Raw genomic sequence first — 24060 nt, 5'->3', positions numbered from 1 at the left:
ATCGAACATCGCTGCAGCATATAGTACACCCTATATCTAACCAACAATGAACTCGGCAAGCAAACATCTCGCTCAGCCGAGTTATATAATTTTGGCAGAGAGATTACCAGTATTCACAACTCAACAGATACTATTGCCAGTAGTAGTTGAATAGATGACTATATATCTGTACGCTCGATAACTCCATTAAGAGGTTTCTGGGTGATAGTTCCGCATAAAATTATCGGTGTTGCTGTTGTTTGGAATGACCAAAAACAAATTCTGATAGATCGCCGTCGTCCAGAAGGAAAGTTGGGCGGACTATGGGAATTTCCTGGTGGTAAGATTGAGCCAGGAGAAACGGTGGAAGAGTGTATTAGAAGAGAAATTAAAGAAGAATTAGGAATTGAAATTGACGTTGGCGAACATTTAATTACAATTGACTACACTTACCCACACTTACAAGTGACTTTAACAGTACATTTGTGCAAGCATTTATCTGGTGAGCCAATGCCAATCGAATGCGATGAAGTTCTCTGGGTCAGTTTAAACGAAATTGAGCAGTATTCTTTCCCTACAGCTAATACTCAAATTATTGCTGCTCTTAAAAGATACGCCCAAACAAGCAGCTAGTTTCGGTTTGAGAAAACATCTTCAAGTTGGATAAACTGGTAGCGTGAAGTGAAAGCAAGAGCCACCTGTGGGTGGGCAATCTACCCAAATTTGACCATAGTGTGCTCTAATAATTCGCTGGCACAGACAAAGACCAATTCCATAGCCATCTTTTGCTTGGTCTCTTTCTAAGCGAAAATGGTTTTCAAAGATGCGATCGCGGTTTTCCTCAGGGATTCCAGGACCTGTGTCACAAATACTCAATTGAATTTTTTGAGTTGTGCGATGTAGCGCAGAAACTCGGATAGTGCCATTTGTTGGCGTGTACTTGATTGCATTATCCAACAAGTTGATTAGAACTTGGCGAACTCTTTCTTGATCGGCATAAATACGTGGTAAATCGTGGGGAATATCAGTTTCTACTTTCTGATTTTTGTCATTCGCGCGATCGCTTAATTGGGTGAGGACATCGTGACAAAGTTGCTGTAGTTCTAACTTCTGTGGCTGAATATTTAATTCAGCTGCACTTCCACGCGCTGCTTGCAACAACCCAGCAATCATTTTATCAATTGACTTTGCTTGCGTCCGAGCTTGCTTCAATAACTGTGCAATTAGATTTGGTGTGAGTTGAGGTTGTCCTTGACGTGGATTTAAATTTGTTTCTAGAGTTTCCAGGGCAATCGATACAGCAGTCAGAGGATTCCGCAGATCGTGTGCCAGCATGGCAATGACTTGTTCTTTAAAATGTAGTTGTTCTAATAATTTTTCTTGTTCGCGTTTTAAGCTAAAAATTTCGTCTGCCATCAGCATTGCTTCTGCTGAATCGGCAATTGAACACACACCATCTTGTGATGATGTAATATCTGATTTGCTGTTATTTTCTAATTTCTCTGCGATCGCTTGTTGCCAACGCGGCCACCAAGATTGTAGTTGAGCAATTAAATTACTGCCAGCTAAAGTTTGCCGTGGTTCTGGATAAATTTTAATCAGTGCTGGTGTAGCAACTAATTTAAAGTGTTCTGCAAAATAAGGCTGTTCGCCAACGTCAATACTTTGAAGTTCAAATACATATTTTTCTTGTAACTCTTTGAGGTAGTGATATATTTGCTGATTCTGTTGCTGGGAACCGGAACGTTCATCAACAAACAGCAATAGCTGAAGCGGTGCGCGATCGCTAAGCTTTTGAGGAAAAACCTGCATGAAATTTTGTTGCAGCACAGGAAACAGGTTAAGCTTGCTAATATCTTATACTTAAATTTAATATTTATTTTGTCTTTTGGATACTAGGCAAATCACAAGTTTTCCATAACTCATCTACCATCTCATCAAAATCTCCCTGATTTGGTAAAAAAACATACAAAAAAATATTGTCCAGCTAGTCACCCATAACCTTCTGCATAAGCAGTGTCAGCAACTCTCAAAAAATTACGTTAGCGTAAGAAGTGACGGTATCTTCTCTAAACGACTGTGTTGACATCAAGATGCTTTTTCCGAGTAGCCAGTATAGCTGTCTTATTGGCATCTGTGAGTGCCTGTGCGAATAGTCAATCTGGCAGAAGTCTAGAGCAGATGTTAGCTGCAGATCCCAGATTGGAGAATAACCCTGCGATCGCCTTTGGTACAGGGAATAACAACAATCAACCTACTCCAAATCCCGATATTCAGCTACCAGCAGACTTTCCGCCAGAAATTCCGCGTTATCCGAATGCTCAATTGCAGGAAGCAACACAATCAACAACGCGCTGGGCAACCTCTGACCCCACGAATGCTGTTCAAAGCTTTTATCAAAACGAGTTTCAGACAAATAATTGGGATGTGAGTCAGTCAACTCAAGAGGGAATATTAGAAGCACAGCAAAACGGGTTGCGCGTTACACTAACAATTCCGGCAACGATCAATCAAAGCAGTACTACTGAGTCAAACGTAGCAGGAAATACAGAATTTACAATACAATACACTCGCGATACCACGGCTACAGCTAGTCCATCAACATCGGCTGAGACAGACAACGTACCACAACCAGGAGATGCAGATTTTATTGGTCCAGTGCGATCGCAGCAAAACAATCAAACAGCACAAACTGTAGATAACACTACACAACAAACAAATACTGCACAAACTTTCAACGATACCAACCAAGCACCACAAGAACTGCGTCAGTATCTCCAAGACCTAACAGCATTAGGTGCGCTGCCACTGCAAGCAACATCTAAAAGTAGTGCTTCTACAAATCAATTTGAACCGAACAAAACTATAACACGGCGAGAGTATGCGCGTTGGTTAGTTGCTGCAAATAACCAACTTTATGCTAATAGCCCTGCGCAACAAATTCGCGAGGCATCTGCTTCTGCCCAACCAGCATTTCAAGATGTACCGTCATCCGATGCAGATTTTCCCATAATCCAGGGTTTAGCAGAAGCAGGTTTAATTCCTAGTCCACTCTCAGGGAGTTCAACAACCGTGCTATTTCGCCCTGATGCACCGTTAACGCGGGAACAAATGATTTTATGGAAAGTTCCGCTAGATACGCGCTCCTCGCTCCCTAATGCTTCAGTAGAGGCAGTACAGCAAACGTGGGGTTTTCAAGATGCAGCAAAAATTGAACCAAGAGCATTACAAGCCGTCTTAGCAGATTTTCAAAATAGCGATCGCTCAAACATTCGCCGCGTTTTTGGCTATACGACGCTGTTTCAACCCAAGAAAACGGTAACTCGTGCAGAAGCCGCAGCTGCCTTGTGGTACATTGGCTCTGCAAGCGAAGGTGTTTCAGCGCAAGAGGCACTACGGTTACAGCAATCAGGTGCATCACAAGCTACATCAGAATCTCCACCAACTACTGAATGAGATAGAGGCAGAGGGTAGGCGGGTAAGAGGGTTGTAGGGTAAGAGGGAAAAATAGCATTTTCGTCTCTCCCACACTCCTACTCTACTACTCAAACACTCGCCAACACCCCCACTAGCCACTAATCACTCACTCCTCACCTCTCAAACAAGAGATAATAGTACAGTTGAAGTCAGAATGATTACATGACACAGCAATTAAGTGCCACTGAACTATTTAAAAGTGCTTACGAGAATCGCTATACCTGGGATGAAAACTTTCCTGGATATAGTGCTGATGTAGAGTTAAAGCAAGAGTCTGAAGTCTACACAGGTCACGTACGCATCAATCAGGATTGGAGTGTAGAAGTCACAGATATTGACAACGAAGAAGTGCAAGAGAGTGTCTACACGCAACTAAGAGATATTGTCACGCATCGCAAGCGCTCTAGTTTTGAGCAGTCGCATAGCAAGCACGAATTCAATCTAGGTGAAACTGACTCTTCAGGTGCTGTTGAGATCTTAGTGAAGGGTGACTCAATGGGGTCTAACTACAAAATTCGCGGTACAGAAATTTGCCAAGTGAGTCGCGTTATGGGGCGTATGGCGTTTGTGATTGATACTCACGAAAGCTTAGACACCGGAAAAGGTTATGTTGCATCGCGCTATGATGCCGTGTTTCGCAATCCGCAAACAAACGATGTGATGAGAGTTTTGAATTTTGAAGATACTTACGAGAAAGTCGGCGACTACTATGTTATGACCAAGCAGGTTGTGCACTCGTATGAAAATGGCAAACGGACTACAACAGAATTCAATTTCTCAAATATTAAGTTGCTCGAACCAGCAGCTGTATAGGCATGATTGAACTAGTGGTTGTATCGGCGATCGCGCCAAGCCCACGCTCCGCGATCGCGTAAATTAGATCTAGGATCAACTTATCAACATTTGCAAGCTGAACGAGGTCTAAATTAATGGAACTGACAACAAATAACGTGGAAACAGTTCTGGATGAATTGCGTCCTTACCTGATGTCTGATGGTGGTAATGTAGAGTTAGTAGAACTCGATGGTCCTGTTGTCAAATTACGGCTTCAAGGAGCCTGTGGTAGTTGTCCTAGCTCAACAATGACGCTGAGAATGGGAATTGAGCGCCGTTTACGAGAAATGATTCCAGAAATTGCTGAAGTTGAGCAAGTGCTGTAGTTAATTAAGTAAAAGGGACTAGGGACTAGGAAGGTAAATTAGGCTAAAGTGGTTAAGAAAATATCATAGTTTTTCTTTCTGACCTGGTAAACCTAGTAATACCTAGCCTCTAGCCCTTAGCTTATGGCGCATCCTCTATACGTTGCATTTGTTTGGCACCAACACCAGCCTCTGTACAAAGGTCGAGATAGCAGCATATTGTCTGCACACAGTCAATACCGATTACCCTGGGTACGGCTGCATGGCACAAAAGATTATCTAGATTTAGTGTTACTGTTAGCACGCTATCCGAAGTTGCATCAAACGGTAAACTTAGTACCTTCGTTGATTTTGCAACTCGAAGATTATATCAATGGCACGGCGTTTGACCCGTATTTAGCTGTCAGCTTGACGCCAACAGAGCAACTCTCTCAACAACAAAAACAGTTTATTATTGAACATTTTTTTGATGCGAATCACCACACACTAATTGATCCGCATCCACGTTATGCCCAGTTGTACCACCAAAAACAAGAACAAGGCAAAGCGTGGTGTCTAGAAAATTGGCAGTTGCAAGATTATAGCGATTTACTAGCATGGCATAATTTAGCATGGATCGATCCGTTGTTTTGGGACGATCCAGAAATTGCGGCGTGGTTACAACAAGGGCGGAATTTTACTTTAAGCGATCGCCAGCGGATCTACTCCAAGCAACGCGACATCTTGGGTAGAATTATTCCCCAACACCGAGATATGCAAGACGCTGGGCAGTTGGAAGTCACCACAACGCCTTACACGCACCCAATTTTGCCGTTACTTGCAGATACTGATGCGGGACGTGTCGCTGTACCGAATATGACATTGCCTCAACACCGATATCAGTGGGCAGAAGATATTCCTCGACACTTGTATAAAGCATGGGAATTGTATCAAGATCGCTTTGGGCGAGAACCTCGTGGATTATGGCCTTCCGAACAATCGGTGAGTCCTGAAATTTTGCCTTATATTGTTAAACAAGGTTTCAACTGGATCATCTCTGATGAAGCTGTTTTGGGCTGGACACTGCATCACTTTTTCCACCGTGATGGTGCAGGAAACGTGTGCGAACCCGAATTGCTGTATCGTCCGTATCGTTTAGAAACTCCAGCAGGTGATTTATCGATTGTCTTTCGCGATCACCGCTTATCAGATTTAATTGGTTTTACTTACGGTTCAATGCCTTCTAAGCAAGCAGCGACAGATTTAGTCGGACACTTAGAAGCGATCGCGCACTCGCACAAACATCGTCAACCTGAACAGCCGTGGTTAGTTACAATCGCGCTGGATGGCGAAAACTGCTGGGAATTTTATCCGCAAGATGGTAAGCCGTTCTTGGAGAATTTGTATCAAACTCTCAGCAATCATCCTCACATTAAGCTTGTCACTGTCTCAGAATTCATCGAACAGTTTCCTCCAACTGTAACAATTCCAGGAGAACAACTACACAGTGGTTCTTGGGTAGATGGTAGCTTTACAACGTGGATCGGCGATCCTGCTAAGAATCGCGCTTGGGATATGTTAGCTGAGGCTAGGGCTGTACTTGCCAAACATCCCGAAGCAACGGAAGAAAATAATCCTGAAGCGTGGGAAGCTTTGTATGCGGCTGAAGGTTCTGATTGGTTTTGGTGGTTTGGCGAAGGTCATACTTCAAATCAAGATGCTATTTTTGATCAACTATTTCGCGAACATTTGTGCGGAATTTACCAAGCACTAAATGAACCGATTCCGCCGTATTTGCGCCTACCTGTAGAATCTCACGAAGTTCAAGCCGATCATCGTCCTCAAGGCTTTATACATCCTGTGATTGATGGTATGGGTGATGAGCAAGACTGGGATCGGGCTGGACGTTTAGAAGTTGGTGGGGCGCGAGGAACAATGCACAAAAGCAGTGCAATCCAGCGTCTATGGTACGGGGTAGATCACCTAAATTTCTATCTGCGAGTAGATTTAAAGCAGGGGGTACAACCAGGGCGTGACTTACCTTCAGAATTACATTTACTATGGTTTTATCCTGATCGCACAATGCACAATAGCCCAGTGCCACTAGATGATATCCCGAATGAAGCTCCGATAAACTATTTGTATCATCACCAGCTAGAAATTAACTTGCTCACTCAGTCAGTTCATTTTCAAGAGGCTGGAGAACACCATCAATGGCATCCGCGCTATAGTCGCGCCACTGTAGCATTGAATAAATGTTTGGAAGTTGCTGTTCCGTGGGCTGATTTACAAATGCCTCCAGATTATCCATTACGATTGGTTTTATTGTTGGCAGATGAAGGTAGTTTCCGCAGTTATCTACCAGAAAATACTTTGATTCCAATCGAAGTACCTTAGAAAAAGTATTGGAATAAGAATGCTTGTCAAAGTCCAGGGTTTTACAATATATCCAAGCCTTGGACTCAACTGTGTTATGTAAGAAAAATAAGTAGATATAGTAGCAAATGGGTTTGAATTTCTGATAAGGATTTTTGTTAATTGAAATACTGGAAGCCCTATCAAAATCGCGATATCTTGAAGTTTTAATCCCTGATAAGGATTTATGTTAATTGAAATAATACACCATGACTTCTGTTACTTTTGATGTGTTGTTTCAATCCCTGATAAGGATTTATGTTAATTGAAATAGTTGTGCCTGAAGCTTCATTTAATTTTAGGTAGTTTCAACCCCTGAGAAGGATTTATGTTAATTGAAATCCTTGAATAGATGTGAATGAACTTGCTTTCAACGTGTTTCAATCCCTGAGAAGGATTTATGTTAATTGAAATATAAGTCTCAGTTGCGTCTGCAGGGTTGTAAGTTGTTTCAATCCCTGATAAGGATTTATGTTAATTGAAATAGAATCGGTCAAATGCAGTTTGAAAACGGCGGAAGTTTCAATCCCTGATAAGGATTTATGTTAATTGAAATTTACAAACCGCTATCAGATAAAGCGTTGGTTGAGCTATTCGTTTCAATCCCTGATAAGGATTTATGTTAATTGAAATCAGCAATCAAAGCTCATTTTTGTGCCATTTTGCAGTTTCAATCCCTGATAAGGATTTATGTTAATTGAAATGTCGAAAGTAAGTTGCAGTTGTTGCTGATGTAAATGTTTCAATCCCTGAGAAGGATTTATGTTAATTGAAATGGAAAAGCTTGGGTGAACGCCGTCAATAACTTTGTTTCAATCCCTGATAAGGATTTATGTTAATTGAAATGTATATAAAATCTTGGGAAGATTGATGAATATGTTATATTGGGTTTCAATCCCTGATAAGGATTTATGTTAATTGAAATGAAACTAGGACGAGTGAAAGCAAAAACAGAATTACTAAGTTTCAATCCCTGATAAGGATTTATGTTAATTGAAATAAACTATTGGTGGCGTGTACGCATGGCTAGAAAATTGTTTCAATCCCTGATAAGGATTTATGTTAATTGAAATATTTATTCATCCAGCTAAGGCGATCGCGCAACTCATCGTTTCAATCCCTGATAAGGATTTATGTTAATTGAAATACTCATAAATTCAGCGATCGCCTCATCTACAGACTGTTTCAATCCCTGATAAGGATTTATGTTAATTGAAATCGTATCGTCATTTTAGAATCTTGGTGACTGGGTTCCTTTCAATCCCTGATAAGGATTTATGTTAATTGAAATACAACAAATATTTGCTACTTGGAATGCAGGAAATCTTTCAATCCCTGATAAGGATTTATGTTAATTGAAATGGTAGAGTATTTAAAGACTATGGCGAGAATGAACCCTTTCAATCCCTGATAAGGATTTATGTTAATTGAAATACCAAAAAGGATTAGATGAACTCGCAAAAATTGGCTTTCAATCCCTGATAAGGATTTATGTTAATTGAAATTCAATGGCTACGCCCCGATTATCGCTAAATTAAAGCTTTCAATCCCTGATAAGGATTTATGTTAATTGAAATGTCAGTTTTCCTGACAATGCCAAGTTGGAATTGGTAATCCTTTCAATCCCTGATAAGGATTTATGTTAATTGAAATTTGCGGATTGTATTCCCACGATTAGATGCCCATCTTTCAATCCCTGATAAGGATTTATGTTAATTGAAATATTGAGTTGTCTGCGTGGTACTGTACTTGAAATCTTTCAATCCCTGATAAGGATTTATGTTAATTGAAATCAAAAACACGCAAGGGAAAAGCCAACCTCTACAACTTTCAATCCCTGATAAGGATTTATGTTAATTGAAATGCTCGGCACTTTGGAATCAATGCAGCACAAACAGCCTTTCAATCCCTGATAAGGATTTATGTTAATTGAAATTCATTAACATTTGAGGAATGGAAAGAAGCCTATCCCTTTCAATCCCTGATAAGGATTTATGTTAATTGAAATTCAAAGTAGCATAATTATTTTGTTGATGAGTTTTAACTTTCAATCCCTGATAAGGATTTATGTTAATTGAAATCGGCTAAAGTTTGCCATTCATAATTTAATTGCACAGCTTTCAATCCCTGATAAGGATTTATGTTAATTGAAATCGCTTAAGATCGCATTTTGGGCGCGATCAAATCCCTTTCAATCCCTGATAAGGATTTATGTTAATTGAAATGATATTGTTCTGAATAATTTCGCGCTCTATCCCTCTTTCAATCCCTGATAAGGATTTATGTTAATTGAAATAAAATATCCCTAACCCATGTTATAATCTTTTTCCTTTCAATCCCTGATAAGGATTTATGTTAATTGAAATTCTGCCCTTTCAGCATTTATAGCTGTTTGCACATCACTTTCAATCCCTGATAAGGATTTATGTTAATTGAAATTGCATTAGCTTCCAGTTCTGCGCCGCTTGTTTTTCTTTCAATCCCTGATAAGGATTTATGTTAATTGAAATTGTTAGCTCTCGTTCTGCTTTTTCACTTTCTTGGCTTTCAATCCCTGATAAGGATTTATGTTAATTGAAATATGTGGTTAGTCCCGTATCAATTGGAGTTTTAACCTTTCAATCCCTGATAAGGATTTATGTTAATTGAAATGCCGGATTGCTACCCCACTGCGATCGCTTTAGCTCAATACTTTCAATCCCTGATAAGGATTTATGTTAATTGAAATGGGTAGCAGTGATGCTCGTTTTGGTACAGACTCCCTTTCAATCCCTGATAAGGATTTATGTTAATTGAAATAATCTCAAATGGCGTCTAAGCGCTTGGACTTGGTTCTTTCAATCCCTGATAAGGATTTATGTTAATTGAAATCTGTTACTAAGGAATAAACCTCAATGTCTAGTCTCTTTCAATCCCTGATAAGGATTTATGTTAATTGAAATTACGACTACCCCTAGGTTATCTTATTGTTAGTTTAGCTTTCAATCCCTGATAAGGATTTATGTTAATTGAAATCGCAGGTGGCTGAAAAGTTTACAGTATGTAGTTTTCATGGTGCAGTTGCGCGATATAGACGCCAATATAGCATTTCTAAATCAAGAAGACAGATAAATAGGTGGGATGACAAGCGATAAGTTATATCTGATGAGCATTTGAGAAAATGCGCGGATCTAGAGGCAGAACAGAGAGGCTTATAATACTTCTATATAAAGGCTTTCGTGGCTTGTTTAAGCCTAACTAGGAATAAACAGCTACCCTTCCGCGCAAATAATGTTTCACCTAAGCAAAAAAGATTGTTTCATCGCGTGGTTGTTCTCCACCAAGTCTTTCTACTTTACCTTGACAACATCCACACAGAAAGTAAAACCGAATGCTGTCTTCGGCTTTGATCAGTTTGGATAAACGCGATCGCATTCTCGCATACTGACCATCGGTTAAGTTACATTCAAAAATACTGTATTGTACCCACTGACCGTAAGATTTGAGAATTGAGTGAATCTTGGTGCGACGCTTATCTTCAGAAACATCATAAGACACAACGATATACATTTCATTGCCTCCTCTACTTCAGTACTAAAGGAGGATACTTATCTGTTTCACCCATCAGGTATTTAGCTAATAACCGCGCTTGAATTTCAAATGCTTCTTGGTATGTACACTGTCGCCCTAATACCGGATGCTTAAATTTAGATTGTTTCTTCTGTTCGTACAACCGCAAAAATGTTCGTAACCCTTCTGTAGTAAGAGACACAGCATGACTTAACGGTTCGGTGGTGAAATCTGTTGGTAGAAGCGATCGCTTATTCAACGCAGATAACACAACTGCATCGACAACTAAAGGGCGAAATTCTTCCATCAAGTCTAATGCCAACGAAGGACGACCGTAACGTTCGACGTGCAGATATCCTAGATAAGCATCAAATCCGACGATGTTGACAGCACTTTGCACATCATGGCGAAGTAAAGCATAGCCTAAACTTAGTAAAGCATTAACAGGATCAGTTGGCGGTCTTCGGCGTCGAGATTCAAATGTAAAGCCTTCTGCACGAATGAGTTGATTCAAACTACCAAAGTATGCAGCACTACCCGCACCTTCTAAACCACGCAATGAAGCAATTGTGTTTGTTTTGTCTAGGGGTGCGATCGCTTGTTCTAAGCGCGTGATACTGTTATTTAAGTCAAGTTCAGTATTTGAGCGTTGAGCGCGTAATAATGCATTGCGGTAATTTTTGAGTTTACCGCGCACAAAACCTTTGACAATATGTACTGCTTGTGTAGATTCTCCGATAGCTTGCCATTGTGCTTTACGAACAAAGATATTTTTAGTAACTTCTGGTTCTAAGCGTCCAAGATATTTTCCTGTAGCTGTGAGAAAACTTAAAGGAATGTGACGTTCTAAAAACTCATAAACTGCTGCTGGAGAGACTGTAGCGCGTCCTAAAATGACAATACCATCTACTTTAATTAATGGTACATCTAATAAAGTTTGTTTATCGGCTTTGATACTCAAACGTTCGTCAGTTTTACCAATAAAAGCATCTTGTTGTGTAATGTAAACTGTACCCATATTAATTACAAATAAAATTAACTAGCTTCTTGATAGCGCTGAACTTTTGCAGTGGCTTGCGGTAAGCACTGCGAATATAAACTACAACCCGTACAACGTTGACCGTATATTGCTGGTGGCATTTTGCCTGTTTCGAGTAAATTATGAACAGCCTCAATAGTAGCGATCGCACTCTCTCGTAATTCTGGCGTTATTTTGACCGATTGACGCTGATGTGACTGGGCGTAGTAAACGTATCCCTGCGTTACGGGCGAACCAGTCATATCTTCTAGACAAAGCGCCTGTGCGGTAACTTGCATTTCATCGTTATCCCATTCTCCTTTCTTTCCCCGTTTGTATTCAATCGGATAAAAATGACCGTCAGTGGATTCAATTAAATCAGCTTTGCCAATTAAACCGTAGCGTTCAGATTTCAACCAAATTGCGCGAATTTGCCAAGTTTCTTCACGGTGTCCATCTCCTAATGTGTGGACGCGATCGTGTAAGCTAGTGCCTTCGATTGTGTATTGATTATCGCTAAATTCACCTGCACAAAACATCCGCCAACATCGATGCGGACAATATGTATATTGATTCAGAGCCGCAATTGGAATATAATCAGTATCATGCATATTCTTGTGATTATTTTCTTGGAAGTTTAATTCTCCGCAGCATTCCCATTCCCATTGTTGTTTTTCTACCTGCACCGCAGTAGAGAGCAAAATCAGCTAGAGTATTAATTTGTTTCATGATTACCGGATCAACTTCACCTAAAATTCGATAGGTTACTTCTCCAATACAGCCAATAAACTTACTGCGAGAATCCGCAACCATCGTAGTACCAATATTGAAATAACTGGGGAAGATAACTGCTGTAAGATTAGGTTCAAAATCGATGCCACTGTGTTTTTGCCAACGATGGAGTAAGCTATTGAAAACGCATTCTCTTGTCGGTAAAGCAGCATCAAATTCACCTTGACGAAAGCAAGTAGGAGTGTAAAAGCGAAAGGCAAGTTCGCGTTCAATCTCAGAAGCTTGCTCGTATAATTGTGCATAGGTAGTTGCATTTGCCCAAGCTTGCGTTGACTGGGGAGTACCTAAAATGCTGGTAATGTATAAGTCAGCCGAACCAAGATGCCAAGGATATTTTGGATTAAGATTTAGCCATAGTTGAGTAAGTTTGCCAAATAAACTATCATCGAGTAAAGAGATCCTCCACCAGCAAGGAGTACCAGCAGGGATAGGTTGTTGATGTTCCCACTGCAAGTTATGTTTTGATTTATTTGTTTGTAAAGGGCTAAGAGTAAAAGCTTTATCTGCACTGGAAGCGTGGAGGCTATTTCCTAATGTTTTATCTACCGAACTCACCAGCGTTAAAAACAATGCATGAAGATGTCTTCCTGTAAGATAGTTAGGATAAATTGGGGACTTGGGGAGTAAATTTAAAACTAAACTATGCGGCATATCTCTTCTTCGTTTTAGACTGAACAACTCTTGACTCCACGGTAAACGGCGGGATTTCTGTAAGTTCAGCCTCGCTTAAACTATACTGTTCGCAAACTAAACTCAGGCGAGTTCCTGGAGTTTTCACAGCATTAACAGAATGAGTTAAGTCACCTTGAAAATAAAGCAAAGTATTCGTTTGCGGCTTAATTTGCCCAACTTGGCGTTTGTTACAGCACAGTACTAGTTCTCCTCCTTGTAAGTTGGGTGGTACTTGCACATAAAGAACGCTGACGATCGCCGGTGGCTCAATGGTTTTACAATAAGAACGTAGCGATCGATCGACGTGTGGATCGACGCGAGAGCCTTCCTTGAGTAGTAAGGGATTGAGGTAAAAAGCATTACAATTTGGCTGGAGAGCGTGATTTAGATAAGGCTTGAAAAAAGGAAACTGCTGCGTTACTTTTGCCAAGTGCGATCGCTGAAATACTAGAGAAAATCCCTTGGTATTGACAAAGTCGCGGTTGAGGTTATTAACAGCAAAGTAAGAACAAGCTTGAATTTCTCCACACAAATCCTTGAGGTAATTGCTGGGAAAGGCATTGGGGTGTTGATGATAGTATTTCAAAGTGGGTTCCAGGGGGATGAGTTTTTTAATGTTTTATCGATAGAACTAACCAAGTTTAAAAATACCTGGAGATGTTTACTACTAGGGTGTCTAGGTTGAATAGGAAATTGGGAAAGTAAGTTAAGAATTGAGATGTGAAGCATAGTGAGCGAGTAAACACACAAAACAAAATAAATTTGTTTTCAAAAATCTATTTAAAGTCTGCAATTATAGGCTTCTTTGACTTTCTCAATTTTTACTCAGTGACTGTCAAGTAACTTATCCTTGAAAACGGTATTGCATTCTAGCAGGGATTTGTAACTGCTCGTACTGATAGCAATGCCCTTGAATCTGGATATTTTGAATCAAGCTAACAGGAGGCATATTTACCACATCGTAACTGATAATTTGATGGGTCAACATCGCATCTAACGGATTGAGCGGGTAAGGAAAAGTAAAGTTTTCTTCTGTGGTTGAAGGTTTTACTTCTAAATAATCTAACTGCTTTACTTCTGCTTTACTCATCCACTTGCCTAGGCGAATCCATTTCGGTAATTGAATTTCCTTTTGACAGATTACAAAAAACTCAAATAGACTTTCCGGCGCAACTTCTTTTGCCCTACCAAAACTAGGGATATTCTTTTGAGTCTTTTCCATCTCGACATGATAGTTGTTGTTAGTATACTTCCAGGTATTGAGCATAGCAGTATGTTCAATTGAACGCGCTGGAGTTACATAAATTCCTTGCCGATTAAGTGGTGTTAGATGCTCCTTATATTTAGGAACTTGTTCAGGACAAAAGTAACGATATGAATGTTCTTCGACAACTGTAGTCGCGTAAACTTCACTATCAACTAAACCCAGCGCATAACAAAGAGCATAGTTGTGAAGCACTGGCTCTGTTTCATAAAGTCTTCCAATCTCACGAGTTGCATAGTAGAGGCTATCGTGTAATTCTAATTGACAGCAATAAATTAAAGCCATTTGTTTTACTCCTTAGCTGCACTTGCTCTAGTTTTATTGTCAGCTTTCTTCTCTTTTCCTGGCTTAAGAATGTACTGCTTTGCATAAGTAGATGACTCGGTATTCGCTTTATTTAACAATTCTTTCAGTCTATTTTCATCGCCAGTAATTGATTTAACTTCAATTAATAGAGGCTGGAAATTATTACCAATGAAGTCGCTATGAGAAATGCACTCTTGAGTCATTAATTCAGTGATTGCGTGGTTGGCAGCTTGTAAAACATCATCTTCACTAAGTGGATCAGGAGGATTAATTTGCTCTTTATCTTTAAGCAAGTCATAGATTTTTTGTGTCCATCGTAAGTTGCTTACAATTTCACCATCAGCAAATACTATTCCAATTAATTGATTGCGAACCCTACCAGTACGAGTTGTTTGCGCTCCGTAGTGACGTGTTCGTAAAATGTTGTTAAAAACATACAGAAAGCTTGCTTCTGTAGGATCTTTTAGTGTCACAATACTTGGAAAGAAAATTTGCGGTAAGATGTGGTCTTGACTGTTAATACGGCTGGTTACTTCTCCTTTGCGGCTCATAGTGCCATTTTCAAATGGTGCGTTGAGCGTAAAATTTAGATGTGAATCATCAAAGGAAGTAATTGAATAAGCTGTGTCTACTACAACTTTTGATTTTTCTGAACCAGAGTCACCAATTGCAAATCCATATAGAATGCAGTCGGGTGTAGTTTTACTAAAATCTACGTTGTAATCACACTTTTCCCAATCACCGATCTGATAGTTGCGCAATAATTCACGCCCAGTTAAACGCTCCGGTGTAGACTGTTTGCGTTTAAACATTGCTAAGCGGCTAATTGGTTCTGGATTGTTAACTCCAGCACGGACTCTTGCTTTATTTAATTCGCCATCAGTTTGAAATAATGGGTAAGATTCAGTCACACGAATAGTAATAAAATGAGCATATTTACCCATTGGTTTAGCAGGAATTTCGTCGTGGAAAAATTTAGCATCAACAGTTTTGAGAAATTGCATTTTTTTGTCTCCTATAAGATTACGTTAGTAAAAACTTAAGCTACTTCTGAATTTTCAATATCAGAAATTTCGTCTGGTTCAACAACTTTCCTTTCTTGACGTTCTTTGTCGTCTTCAAGGCGGTATAAATATTCACACGTATCTCGAATCAAATTTAATTGTGTACCTGCTAAACGTGCGCGATCGCCTTTAAAACTTCCCTCAAAAATCTCACTCACAAAATACTCAGCAAACACATAAACGGCTTGACGTTCCTCTTCTGGGGTTAAAGCAGGTTTCCATTTGCCATCAACTAATTTTAAAGTAGGTTTTCCCTCAGCCGTACCGCGTCTTACATTATTCATTAGCTTTGCTACGCGTGCATACACGACATCTGTGATACATTGATTATCATTAGCTAAAGTTTTATCAAATTTCAAAATTACGTTAGCTGCCTCATCAATTGGTTTAAGAATTGCATTTGCTTTGGCGTACTGACTCTTAGCTCGATAAAATCGACGGAAGAGTTGAGTAAGTTGACGTAGTTGATTCACTTTGTCTCCTTCGGGTTCAAAGTAGTAGTAAAAATCAAAATATAATCGAATTTTGGCAAGAGATACAGTTTCAATTTTGTCCTGTTTTCTTAGCCATTTATTCAGATAATGAAAGACATATAAAGGATTAGTTTCTAAGTCGCGTGCTAAATCTCCTAATTTACCCCAGTCAGGATTACCATCTTTTTTCCGGTTAACTTCTAAGTGAATACAGTAAGCAGCAGTGAGTGCATTTAGAGGAGAAAATTTTTGTGATTCACGTGGTAGAATACTGTCCAATCGATAGCTATCTTTCTTAACTAAAGAACGAATAGCTTGATGTTCACCATCGAGTAGAGTTGTTTGTTCAAAATCTGCACCATTGATGAAAGGTGGTACAGGTGATTCAGATGCCACAACTTTAACATCCATCACCAAGGGCAAGGTTAAAGCTAACCAAGCTGGCATTATCCACGATTCGGTATCAGTTGGATCGCGCCCTGGTGGTAAACCGATAAAGAAAAAAGTTAAAGTTTCATCTTCAGGATAGTTTATCTTAAAAGTTCGATCATCTTCTGGCTGAATATTCTGCTTAATCAATAAATCATCAACTTGTTGATAATTATCTATTTTGAAATTAGCAACTTGTTCTTTAGAAACGAAATGTTTACGCAGTTCAGCATCAAATCGAGTTTGAGCAATTGAATTGTAAGCTTTTTGAAGAAATTTATTAGTTTCTGGCGTAAAGAAATAAGTAGGGTAGAGATAGAGATACCGATATTTTTGACTTTCAAAATCTGCACCAGTAGCATTTGTTTTACTCATCAAAATTTGCCGCAACATGATTTCAATTGACCAAATTGAGCAAATTTGCCGTTTCGCTGCTTGCGTGTTGAATAAAATTTGGCGGTTGCTGTAAACTTGGGGAGCAAATAAAGTTGCTGATTCCATTTGTTCAGTTACAGTATAAGCAGAACTGGACATCGCGCAAACATTTTCTCTACCTCTTCCTGTTGTAACTTTAGCAGCATGATATCGGTTCAACTCCACTAAAAATTGCTCTGGTTTGGGTTCAATAACTGCTCCTGTAGGTAATGAGATTACTCTGCTAACGTAAGTTCGCAAATCATCCCAACCATCAGGAATTTCTAAGTCTCCTATAATTGGCTGAATAAGATTAGCTGCACAAGCTCCCATACCTTCCATTAGCTCTATACTTTGTGCTAAATCTTTACCTGGATTGTTTTCGTAGTATCTAGCTGCTATATAGTACCAATCAAGCGGAACACCGCCAGTTTTCTTTAATGATTGAATTTGTTTGATAGCAGTTATTTCCTGTGATAAACCTAAATATTCAGCTAATTTTTGAGTAGGGTCTAAATCTGGGATTACTTTGCGTTGATTTTTAGAAAACTTTTTTTGATATTCTTTAGCGCGATCGCACCATTTCCCCCATATACCTCGACACAAAGTATCACCAAATTCTGCTAATCTATCAATTTGAATTTCATTACCAAATACTAAATTTAAACTACTTGATAACTCACCATTTTGCTGAAAATTTTGTAGGCTTTCGCTACGCTTACTAGCTGATGCTACTTTAGTATCAGAAATAATTCTGCAAGCAGCATTGATGCTGACTTTCATTAATTCATCAATACTGAAAAATAACCAGTAGTAGTCAGCAAACTTTAAGCCTTTACCATCTCTACTAAAACCTATTTGTCTTTTAGTCAACTGGTTACTACAAAGGCTTTTAATTTTAGCAATAACTTGAGCGGAAATATCATCAGTATTAATAGCAGGAGCATCAACATTAGCTAGATAGACAACACCGTTAGGTAAATATAATAATGGTATGTAATATTTTTTTGGATGAGCATTAATTAAGGCGTTATTTAAAATGTTTGTGAGGACACCCCGATTGTCAGATAAAGCATGGTAGCTAAACTGTAATTGACCATTACTCAAATCGTTTAGTAACTCTGGTAAACCGTCACTGCGATGATTACTTTCTATATCTTGGGGATATTTGATTACCGATGCAAATAAGTCTGCGACTCGCACGAGAGTTTGCAAAACTCCTCTTACTCTAGTATCAAGGCGACATTGTAACCCACGTATATCTAAACCGCGATCGCTATCATATTTTTCCCCTGCATTATGACTCAGCCAAACAATATCATCAATGTAGCTTTCCCAATCTTTTCCTAAGAATTTATCTAACCCAAATGCAATAATATTTTCTCGAACAAATTCACGCCCAAAGTTAAGCGCATCTGATTTATGAGGTGGTTGTTTACGCCAGTCACGCTCTGCAAACTTATCAGATGTCGTTAAAAGCCAGGTAGAATAATTAGGGAACTTATCAAAATCGTGCAGAATGTAAGCTGCAATAAATAACCGAATCTCTAACTCTTCGCACTGACGTTTAACTCGATTTGTACCTATATCTGCTGATCTAAGCTTTCGCACGATGCGATAGGTAGGAAACAAGCCATTCAATAAATGTGAAATAAAAGATTGATCGTGCTTGCTACGTTCAACATTTTTATTCTCAGCTTTACGATCTTCAGTAAATTGACCTCCTTTAGCAGTTGCTCCTACTAACTGATGAATCAAATTAGGTAAAACATTTTCAGCAAAACTTGTTAGAATAAGATCATCTTCGTTGCCTGCTGCTTCTCTAATTGCATTTTTAAATAAGCGAATTGTGAGTAATTCCCGTTGAAGCGGAGTATCTTGCTCCTCATCGTCATTATCAAAGTTGGAAATTTCTAAAAACTCCTCGAAGTTATCTTCACTCATTTATCTTGTTCCTCTTGTTGATACTCTTGAATAGTTTTTTGTTGGATAATCCACAATTTTGCTGTGACTGACATTAAACCTTGTTCTCGTTAGCTTCTCCACCAGCCAGCAGGTCTAATATTAAGGAAACCCAAATCCGATGTCTTTTAATACAAAGTTTCCCAAACAGACATTCGGATTTGTAAAATTTTTAGCAAATCCACCCTTCATCCTCTCTGGGTTTCCAATACCAAAGTAGAGTTTCTAGCAGTAATGCAGATTTACCAAAAGCAATGGTGTACGGTGGTAACCTGCGATCGCTGCTACTGTATTTGTCAGTTAGAGGATATGCTTGAAAGTGGATAGGTAAACCTAACTTCGCTCGTAGATAAGTGCGATCGCGATCTGAAATAAAGCACACCAAACCTCGATTTGACACCGCATCACTGATTTTATTAATCCCGCTACCATGTGGTTGGTATATTTCTAAACCTTGCAAAACCTGCACTTTACCCAACGCAGCAATTTCGCTGATATTTTCTGGATAGTAAAACCGCCAGTCTTCCCGTACATCTCGATAACCAGTCAACTGCAAACGGCACAAAGTCTCTTGAAAGCGAGTAGTATTTACCTCAGAAGTTTCTGCTTGACGCATAAATTCCGCTTTATTCATCCACTCGAATATAAAATTACTGAGAATACCTGGTAAGTTATAAATTTTGAAGCGTTCATACTCTGGTTCATTTGGGTTTGTAGAATCATAAATTGCACAATTTAACTGACTGCTTCCCCGAAAACTCCGCGCCTCTTCAATAATCTTTTTATTCTTTTTACTCGTTTCCAAACATTGATTAATTTGTTTATACTTGTGCCAAATATTAACATCAAATGCATTTTCAACATCTTCTTTAAAGTCTGTTGCTGTCTCTGGATACTGTGAAGAAAGTCGTTTTAATTCTTGATGCATACAAGCTGATTGAATCGCACCCCAGCGTTTGGGATACTGTCTAAATTCATTCACGAAAGGGTAATGCAAACGAATTGCTTCTGTAAAAGTTACTCGGTCATAATTTTCGCCATCTCGTAAAGGATGCGACTCAACTTCAAATAACCGTTCAACAATGAACTGAGGAACGAGTGCATAGGCTTGATAGATAGGAAAACCTGGATGTCTGCCAATTCTGCCAAAGCGTTGGATAAAATTACCTGCATCAGCACCCTCAAATACCAAAAAGTTAATTCTAAAATCAACTCCTACATCAATCGTAGAAGTTCCTAATAGTAAGTCTGCTTCAGCAACTGATTCCGCTTTTTCGGTTTCACCCGTTAAACCTGTGTTTTCCCTTACCTTAAATCCTAATGGCTCAAAAATCTCTTCAAAATATGACTTTAACTTCTTAACAGCAGCAATTGAATTAAGGATAATTGCCCCTTTGCTATGAGGATAATCTTGAAAGAATTTCAAAATTACTGACTTTGCATTTTCTTGCAGCCAATCATAACTAGAACGCATACTTGGTTCTAAACCTTTAGGAAAATTCAAGGTAATTGATTGACTAATTTGTCGCCAGTTGTCATTAGTAGGCGAAAAGCAATAAGCATTTTGAGAAACTGGATTGATGATTTTATAACTGATTCCCGATCTTGTCAAAAACTCTTGCAATAATTCGCTTGGTGTTGCAGATAAAAATAAAAACTTTTTTCCAGGAGTCGTTGTATGTTTAATTAGCAGAATGGCATTAAGAATGCTAGCAACTTGTGGAGAAGAGAAAACATGAAACTCATCAAAAATGAACAAGTTATAATTATCGTCTATTTTTCTAAATAACTTGTCGGCATTTTCTCCCTTAAGCTTATCACCCTTTTTATAACGTCTGAGATAACGAAAATCATGGATATAGTGAAAAATATCAGGGTTAGTTAGCAGAATTTCTGCTTGATTTGAGAGATTAATTAATCCTGACTGTTTTGTAGGTAGTTTATTTGTACTAATGAAATCTTCTAAGATTGCTGCATTCAAACGATAAATTTGCGGATCGTGTTTTGGTTGGAATTTGTCCTTATAATTGTGTACTTGTTTTTCCTGATCTCTTGCCAACTCGTTCGTCGGGTACATTGCCAAAGTAGAGATACGACTTGTCATCACGTGCAGATAGGCAGCTAGACTTTTACCATCACCAGTCATTGCCGTATTAAAAACTACATCGTAATTGTGTAATGCCTCTATAGTTGCCGCTTGATGCCAGGAAAGTGACCAATCCTCTGGTAGTTTCACGCCTTCTGGAGTGGGAACCGTTTGAGAATACACAGGCTTGAGAGTAATGCAATAATTGGACATATACTTAAATAGTGTCCGTAAGTTTTCGTTTTTTGTTGTTGCATATCATCTTGGCACGCAAAATAGAGATTGACAAGATCAAATTCGTGTAAAGTGTCCGTATAAAATGAGTCGTAAAGGTCAGTCAATAACACTATCAATTTCAGAGCGGGATAAAGCGCAGCTAGAAACGATCGCTCGTGAATTGGGTATGCTGTGGGGCGATCGCCCAAATATCTCAAAACTTGTCGAAGCGATTGCCCGTCGTCAATTACTTATTGCTTCCAACAGCAATTGGTCTTCAGAACGTATTCAGGCATTAGCCAGGTCTTTTCAAGCTTTAACAGATACTGGACAAGTAGAACAAGCACAAATTATTGCCAACTTACTACTAGAACGCAGCGAAGTGTCCTTACCTTTACGCCGAGACATCGAGCGCTTTTTAGAGAATCTTCCTCCAGCTTGGCGGTTAGAAATTGACCGTTACCTGCTACGTCATCAGCCTTTTCAGCTTTCCTATCAAGATGCTGCGGGACGAATCTGGAACTTCACTGTGCGCTGTGGCAAAATTACCCTACACGAAAAACGCCAGTACCTCGATTGCTGGTGTGAAGAAGAAGGCAACTCAGACATACCCGAACTCGCTCATAATTGGAGTCTACGTTTAGATCGAATTACAGATGCAGCAGTGATTCCTATTGCTGGCGAGTGGCGATCGCAGTTGGATCGTATTGAAGTTGAAATGCACTTATTAGAAGGCTTAGCATTTGCGTATCAAGCCAAACCCGAAGATACGATTGTCGAGTGGTTAGCAGATAACCAGCGAATACGCCGAGTTGTTAGACAAGTGACTTCTAGCTTTTGGTTTTTGCGTGAAGTTATGCAGTATGCACCTGATTGCGTGATTGTATCTCCAGAGTCGATGCGCGATCGCGTCGCTGCAAAGTTACGTACACTCTGCCAGCTGTACGATATTGAAACCCGTGATTAAATATACCTTCCACTAATGACCAATTACCGATTACCACTCAGTAGTATGAGCTAGCTCAAAGACGAAACCATAAATTCCTGGCACATTGAAGATAGTTGAGTTGAGAGGGTCGAAATGACGGACGATAAAGGGCGGAGGCAACCTCCGCCCAACATCCTCACCAAAGCTACCCTCATGCAAACCGCGCCAGGACACGAAGTGCTTGCCGCCGCAGGTAAAAAATATCTGCGTCCAGGTGGGAGAATAGCGACAGAACAACTACTTCAGTCGGCTAATTTTCAACCAGGCGAGACAGTTTTGGAACTTGCTGCGAGTTTTGGCTATAGCGCGATCGCGCTTGCACAACGCTACGGTGTCAAAGTTGTTGGTGTCGAGAAAAAACCTGAGAGTGTCCGTCAGGCGCGTGACAATATTCGTGCGGCAAATTTAGAAAATCAAATCGAAATCATCGAGGGTGACATTTTCCATCTTGACGCGATACCAGGACAGTTTGATTATGTTTTAGCCGAAGCCATCCTGACAATGCAATCTCCACCGGGGAAGGCTAAAATTTTGCAAGGAGTGCGCGATCGCCTCAAACCTGGCGGTAAGTTTCTCTCGCATGAATTATTAGCGCGTGACAACGAAGAACAAATTCGCGCTGAACTTGCACAAGTTATTCGCGTTAATGCAACACCACTTTCTGAAGCTAACTGGATTAATACCTATGAAAGTGCAGGATTACACGTTGAAAAAGTTCAAACTGGAGCAATGAGTCTCTTAAATTTCAGACAAATGTTTCAGGATGAAGGTATTATTAATACGCTGCGAATTGTAGGCAATATTCTAACTCGCGAACCAATCCGTAAACGAGTTCTAGAAATGCGGCGTGTTTTTAACAAATATCATGACGAATTAGGTTATATCCTCATCTGTGCTACTGCTCAGTAATTCCTAAATAATCCACCAACTCAGTTTAAGTAGAAAATATGACTTCTACCATCAATACTAATGTGTCTGCGAAAATTCAACTGCGAGAACAAATTGAATATCCTAGTGCTGGAGTTCTCAGCAAAGTATTAATTAAAGACAACGCTTGTCAACACACACTATTTTGTCTGGCAGCTAATACAGAAATATCTGAACACACTTCTACTTACAACGCCACAATCAATGTAATTGAAGGTGAAGGAATATTAAACCTTGAAGGGCAAGAAATTGCTTTACAGCCAGGTGTTTTTGTGTTCATGCCTGCTCATGCACCTCATGCACTGAAAGCAACAGAAAATTTAGCATTTCTCCTCACACTTTCTGAAAAGATCGCACAGGGCAATTAGGGGAATTGGTAATAGGTAATGGGTAATGGGGAACTTGAAAAGCTTTTGGCAGCTTGGCAACTATTATTTAGCCACATAAACGCCAACAGCTAAGCGAAGAGGGCTAATTGCTACCAATGACCAGTTACCAGCTATTAAGTTACATTTTTCAGCCAATTATTAATGACTTGAGGCACAAATATGCAATCAGCAACATTATACGAGAAACTCGGTGGAGAGCAGGCTATTAAACAGGTCGTAGATGATTTTTACACCCGTGTTTTGGCAGACGATACTGTTAATTCTTTTTTTGCACATACAGATATGGAAAAACAGCGTCGTCACCAGACTGCTTTCATCTCATTTGCGCTTGGTAGTCCTACTCCTTACACAGGACGCTCGATGGAAAAAGCACATGCAGGTTTAAATTTACAACCAAAACACTTTGATGCGATTGTTAAACACCTAAGTGAAGCATTAGAGGTGCATCATGTACCACCAGCAGAAATTAATAAAATTCGCGATCGCATCGCAAATTTAAAACAGGCTGTCTTGTACAAGTGA

20 protein-coding genes and 1 CRISPR repeat array are annotated in these 24060 nt (G+C 39.5%); of the genes, 9 read left to right on the top strand and 11 right to left on the bottom strand.

Annotation, left to right across the window (positions count from 1 at the left end; all coding sequences use genetic code 11):
• Positions 1-201: 201 nt before the first annotated feature.
• Positions 202-612, top strand: a complete 411-nt coding sequence (mutT, locus tag CSQ79_RS25250) for an 8-oxo-dGTP diphosphatase MutT (RefSeq protein ID WP_099703862.1) — start codon at positions 202-204, stop codon at positions 610-612.
• A gap of 21 nt (positions 613-633) precedes the next feature.
• On the opposite strand, the gene CSQ79_RS25245 is transcribed toward mutT, so the two are convergent.
• Positions 634-1791: a histidine kinase gene (locus tag CSQ79_RS25245; RefSeq protein WP_099703861.1), complete on the bottom strand. Its 1158-nt coding sequence runs from the start codon at positions 1789-1791 to the stop codon at positions 634-636.
• A gap of 267 nt (positions 1792-2058) precedes the next feature.
• Between CSQ79_RS25245 and CSQ79_RS25240 the strand changes: the two genes are divergently transcribed.
• The 4 genes from CSQ79_RS25240 to CSQ79_RS25225 all read left to right on the top strand — a co-directional run bounded on the left by CSQ79_RS25240 (position 2059) and on the right by CSQ79_RS25225 (position 6971).
• A complete protein-coding gene (locus CSQ79_RS25240) occupies positions 2059-3435 on the top strand; it encodes an S-layer homology domain-containing protein (protein ID WP_502693967.1) in 1377 nt (458 codons plus the stop codon).
• A 183-nt stretch (positions 3436-3618) separates the two neighbouring features.
• Positions 3619-4269 (top strand): DUF3386 domain-containing protein, encoded by a 651-nt coding sequence (locus CSQ79_RS25235; RefSeq protein ID WP_099703859.1) that lies wholly within the window; start codon positions 3619-3621, stop codon positions 4267-4269.
• Between the two features lie 116 nt (positions 4270-4385).
• The gene (locus CSQ79_RS25230) at positions 4386-4616 is read left to right on the top strand and encodes a NifU family protein (protein ID WP_099703858.1); all 231 of its coding nucleotides are present in this window, start codon (positions 4386-4388) and stop codon (positions 4614-4616) included.
• Positions 4617-4739: 123 nt separating this feature from the next.
• Positions 4740-6971, top strand: a complete 2232-nt coding sequence (locus CSQ79_RS25225; RefSeq protein WP_099703857.1) for a glycoside hydrolase family 57 protein — start codon at positions 4740-4742, stop codon at positions 6969-6971.
• A gap of 111 nt (positions 6972-7082) precedes the next feature.
• Positions 7083-10004: a CRISPR direct-repeat array (repeat unit 37 nt; unit sequence CTTTCAATCCCTGATAAGGATTTATGTTAATTGAAAT).
• A 264-nt stretch (positions 10005-10268) separates the two neighbouring features.
• Here the strand turns inward: CSQ79_RS25225 and cas2 are convergent.
• From cas2 to cas3, 10 genes are all read right to left on the bottom strand, one after another.
• The gene (gene cas2 / locus CSQ79_RS25220) at positions 10269-10538 is read right to left on the bottom strand and encodes a CRISPR-associated endonuclease Cas2 (RefSeq protein WP_099703856.1); all 270 of its coding nucleotides are present in this window, start codon (positions 10536-10538) and stop codon (positions 10269-10271) included.
• Positions 10539-10551: 13 nt separating this feature from the next.
• Positions 10552-11556 (bottom strand): type I-D CRISPR-associated endonuclease Cas1d, encoded by a 1005-nt coding sequence (gene cas1d / locus CSQ79_RS25215; protein WP_099703855.1) that lies wholly within the window; start codon positions 11554-11556, stop codon positions 10552-10554.
• Positions 11557-11573: 17 nt separating this feature from the next.
• The gene (gene cas4 / locus CSQ79_RS25210; RefSeq protein WP_099703854.1) at positions 11574-12167 is read right to left on the bottom strand and encodes a CRISPR-associated protein Cas4; all 594 of its coding nucleotides are present in this window, start codon (positions 12165-12167) and stop codon (positions 11574-11576) included.
• A gap of 10 nt (positions 12168-12177) precedes the next feature.
• A complete protein-coding gene (gene cas6, locus CSQ79_RS25205) occupies positions 12178-12999 on the bottom strand; it encodes a CRISPR-associated endoribonuclease Cas6 (protein ID WP_099703853.1) in 822 nt (273 codons plus the stop codon).
• Entirely contained in the window at positions 12989-13606 is a 618-nt protein-coding gene (locus CSQ79_RS25200) for a 2OG-Fe(II) oxygenase (protein WP_099703852.1), read from the bottom strand. Before CSQ79_RS25200 ends, cas6 begins: the two co-directional genes overlap by 11 nt.
• A gap of 258 nt (positions 13607-13864) precedes the next feature.
• Positions 13865-14569: a type I-D CRISPR-associated protein Cas5/Csc1 gene (gene cas5d, locus CSQ79_RS25195; RefSeq protein WP_099703851.1), complete on the bottom strand. Its 705-nt coding sequence runs from the start codon at positions 14567-14569 to the stop codon at positions 13865-13867.
• A gap of 5 nt (positions 14570-14574) precedes the next feature.
• A complete protein-coding gene (gene cas7d, locus CSQ79_RS25190) occupies positions 14575-15594 on the bottom strand; it encodes a type I-D CRISPR-associated protein Cas7/Csc2 (protein WP_099703850.1) in 1020 nt (339 codons plus the stop codon).
• A 35-nt stretch (positions 15595-15629) separates the two neighbouring features.
• Positions 15630-18914, bottom strand: coding sequence for a type I-D CRISPR-associated protein Cas10d/Csc3 (gene cas10d, locus CSQ79_RS25185; RefSeq protein WP_099703849.1), 3285 nt, complete (start codon positions 18912-18914; stop codon positions 15630-15632).
• Between the two features lie 73 nt (positions 18915-18987).
• Entirely contained in the window at positions 18988-19050 is a 63-nt protein-coding gene (locus CSQ79_RS28740) for a hypothetical protein (protein WP_502693968.1), read from the bottom strand.
• A 54-nt stretch (positions 19051-19104) separates the two neighbouring features.
• Positions 19105-21231 carry a type I-D CRISPR-associated helicase Cas3' gene (gene cas3 / locus CSQ79_RS25175; protein WP_099703848.1) on the bottom strand — a complete coding sequence of 709 codons (2127 nt, stop codon included), beginning with the start codon at positions 21229-21231 and terminating at the stop codon, positions 19105-19107.
• A gap of 106 nt (positions 21232-21337) precedes the next feature.
• On the opposite strand from cas3, the gene CSQ79_RS25170 reads away from it, so the two are divergent.
• The 4 genes from CSQ79_RS25170 to CSQ79_RS25155 all read left to right on the top strand — a co-directional run bounded on the left by CSQ79_RS25170 (position 21338) and on the right by CSQ79_RS25155 (position 24060).
• Entirely contained in the window at positions 21338-22201 is an 864-nt protein-coding gene (locus CSQ79_RS25170; protein ID WP_099703847.1) for a helix-turn-helix transcriptional regulator, read from the top strand.
• 114 nt (positions 22202-22315) lie between these two features.
• Positions 22316-23131 (top strand): SAM-dependent methyltransferase, encoded by an 816-nt coding sequence (locus tag CSQ79_RS25165; protein WP_289501541.1) that lies wholly within the window; start codon positions 22316-22318, stop codon positions 23129-23131.
• A 38-nt stretch (positions 23132-23169) separates the two neighbouring features.
• On the top strand, positions 23170-23517 hold the full coding sequence (locus CSQ79_RS25160) for a cupin domain-containing protein (RefSeq protein WP_099703845.1): 348 nt from the start codon (positions 23170-23172) through the stop codon (positions 23515-23517).
• Between the two features lie 180 nt (positions 23518-23697).
• On the top strand, positions 23698-24060 hold the full coding sequence (locus CSQ79_RS25155) for a group I truncated hemoglobin (protein ID WP_099703844.1): 363 nt from the start codon (positions 23698-23700) through the stop codon (positions 24058-24060).

It is taken from the genome of Gloeocapsopsis sp. IPPAS B-1203 (genome assembly GCF_002749975.1).
Taxonomy (GTDB): Bacteria; Cyanobacteriota; Cyanobacteriia; order Cyanobacteriales; family Chroococcidiopsidaceae; genus Gloeocapsopsis.
The sequence above is the reverse complement of the archived record's forward strand: the minus strand, read 5'-3'. Positions and strand labels throughout refer to the sequence as shown.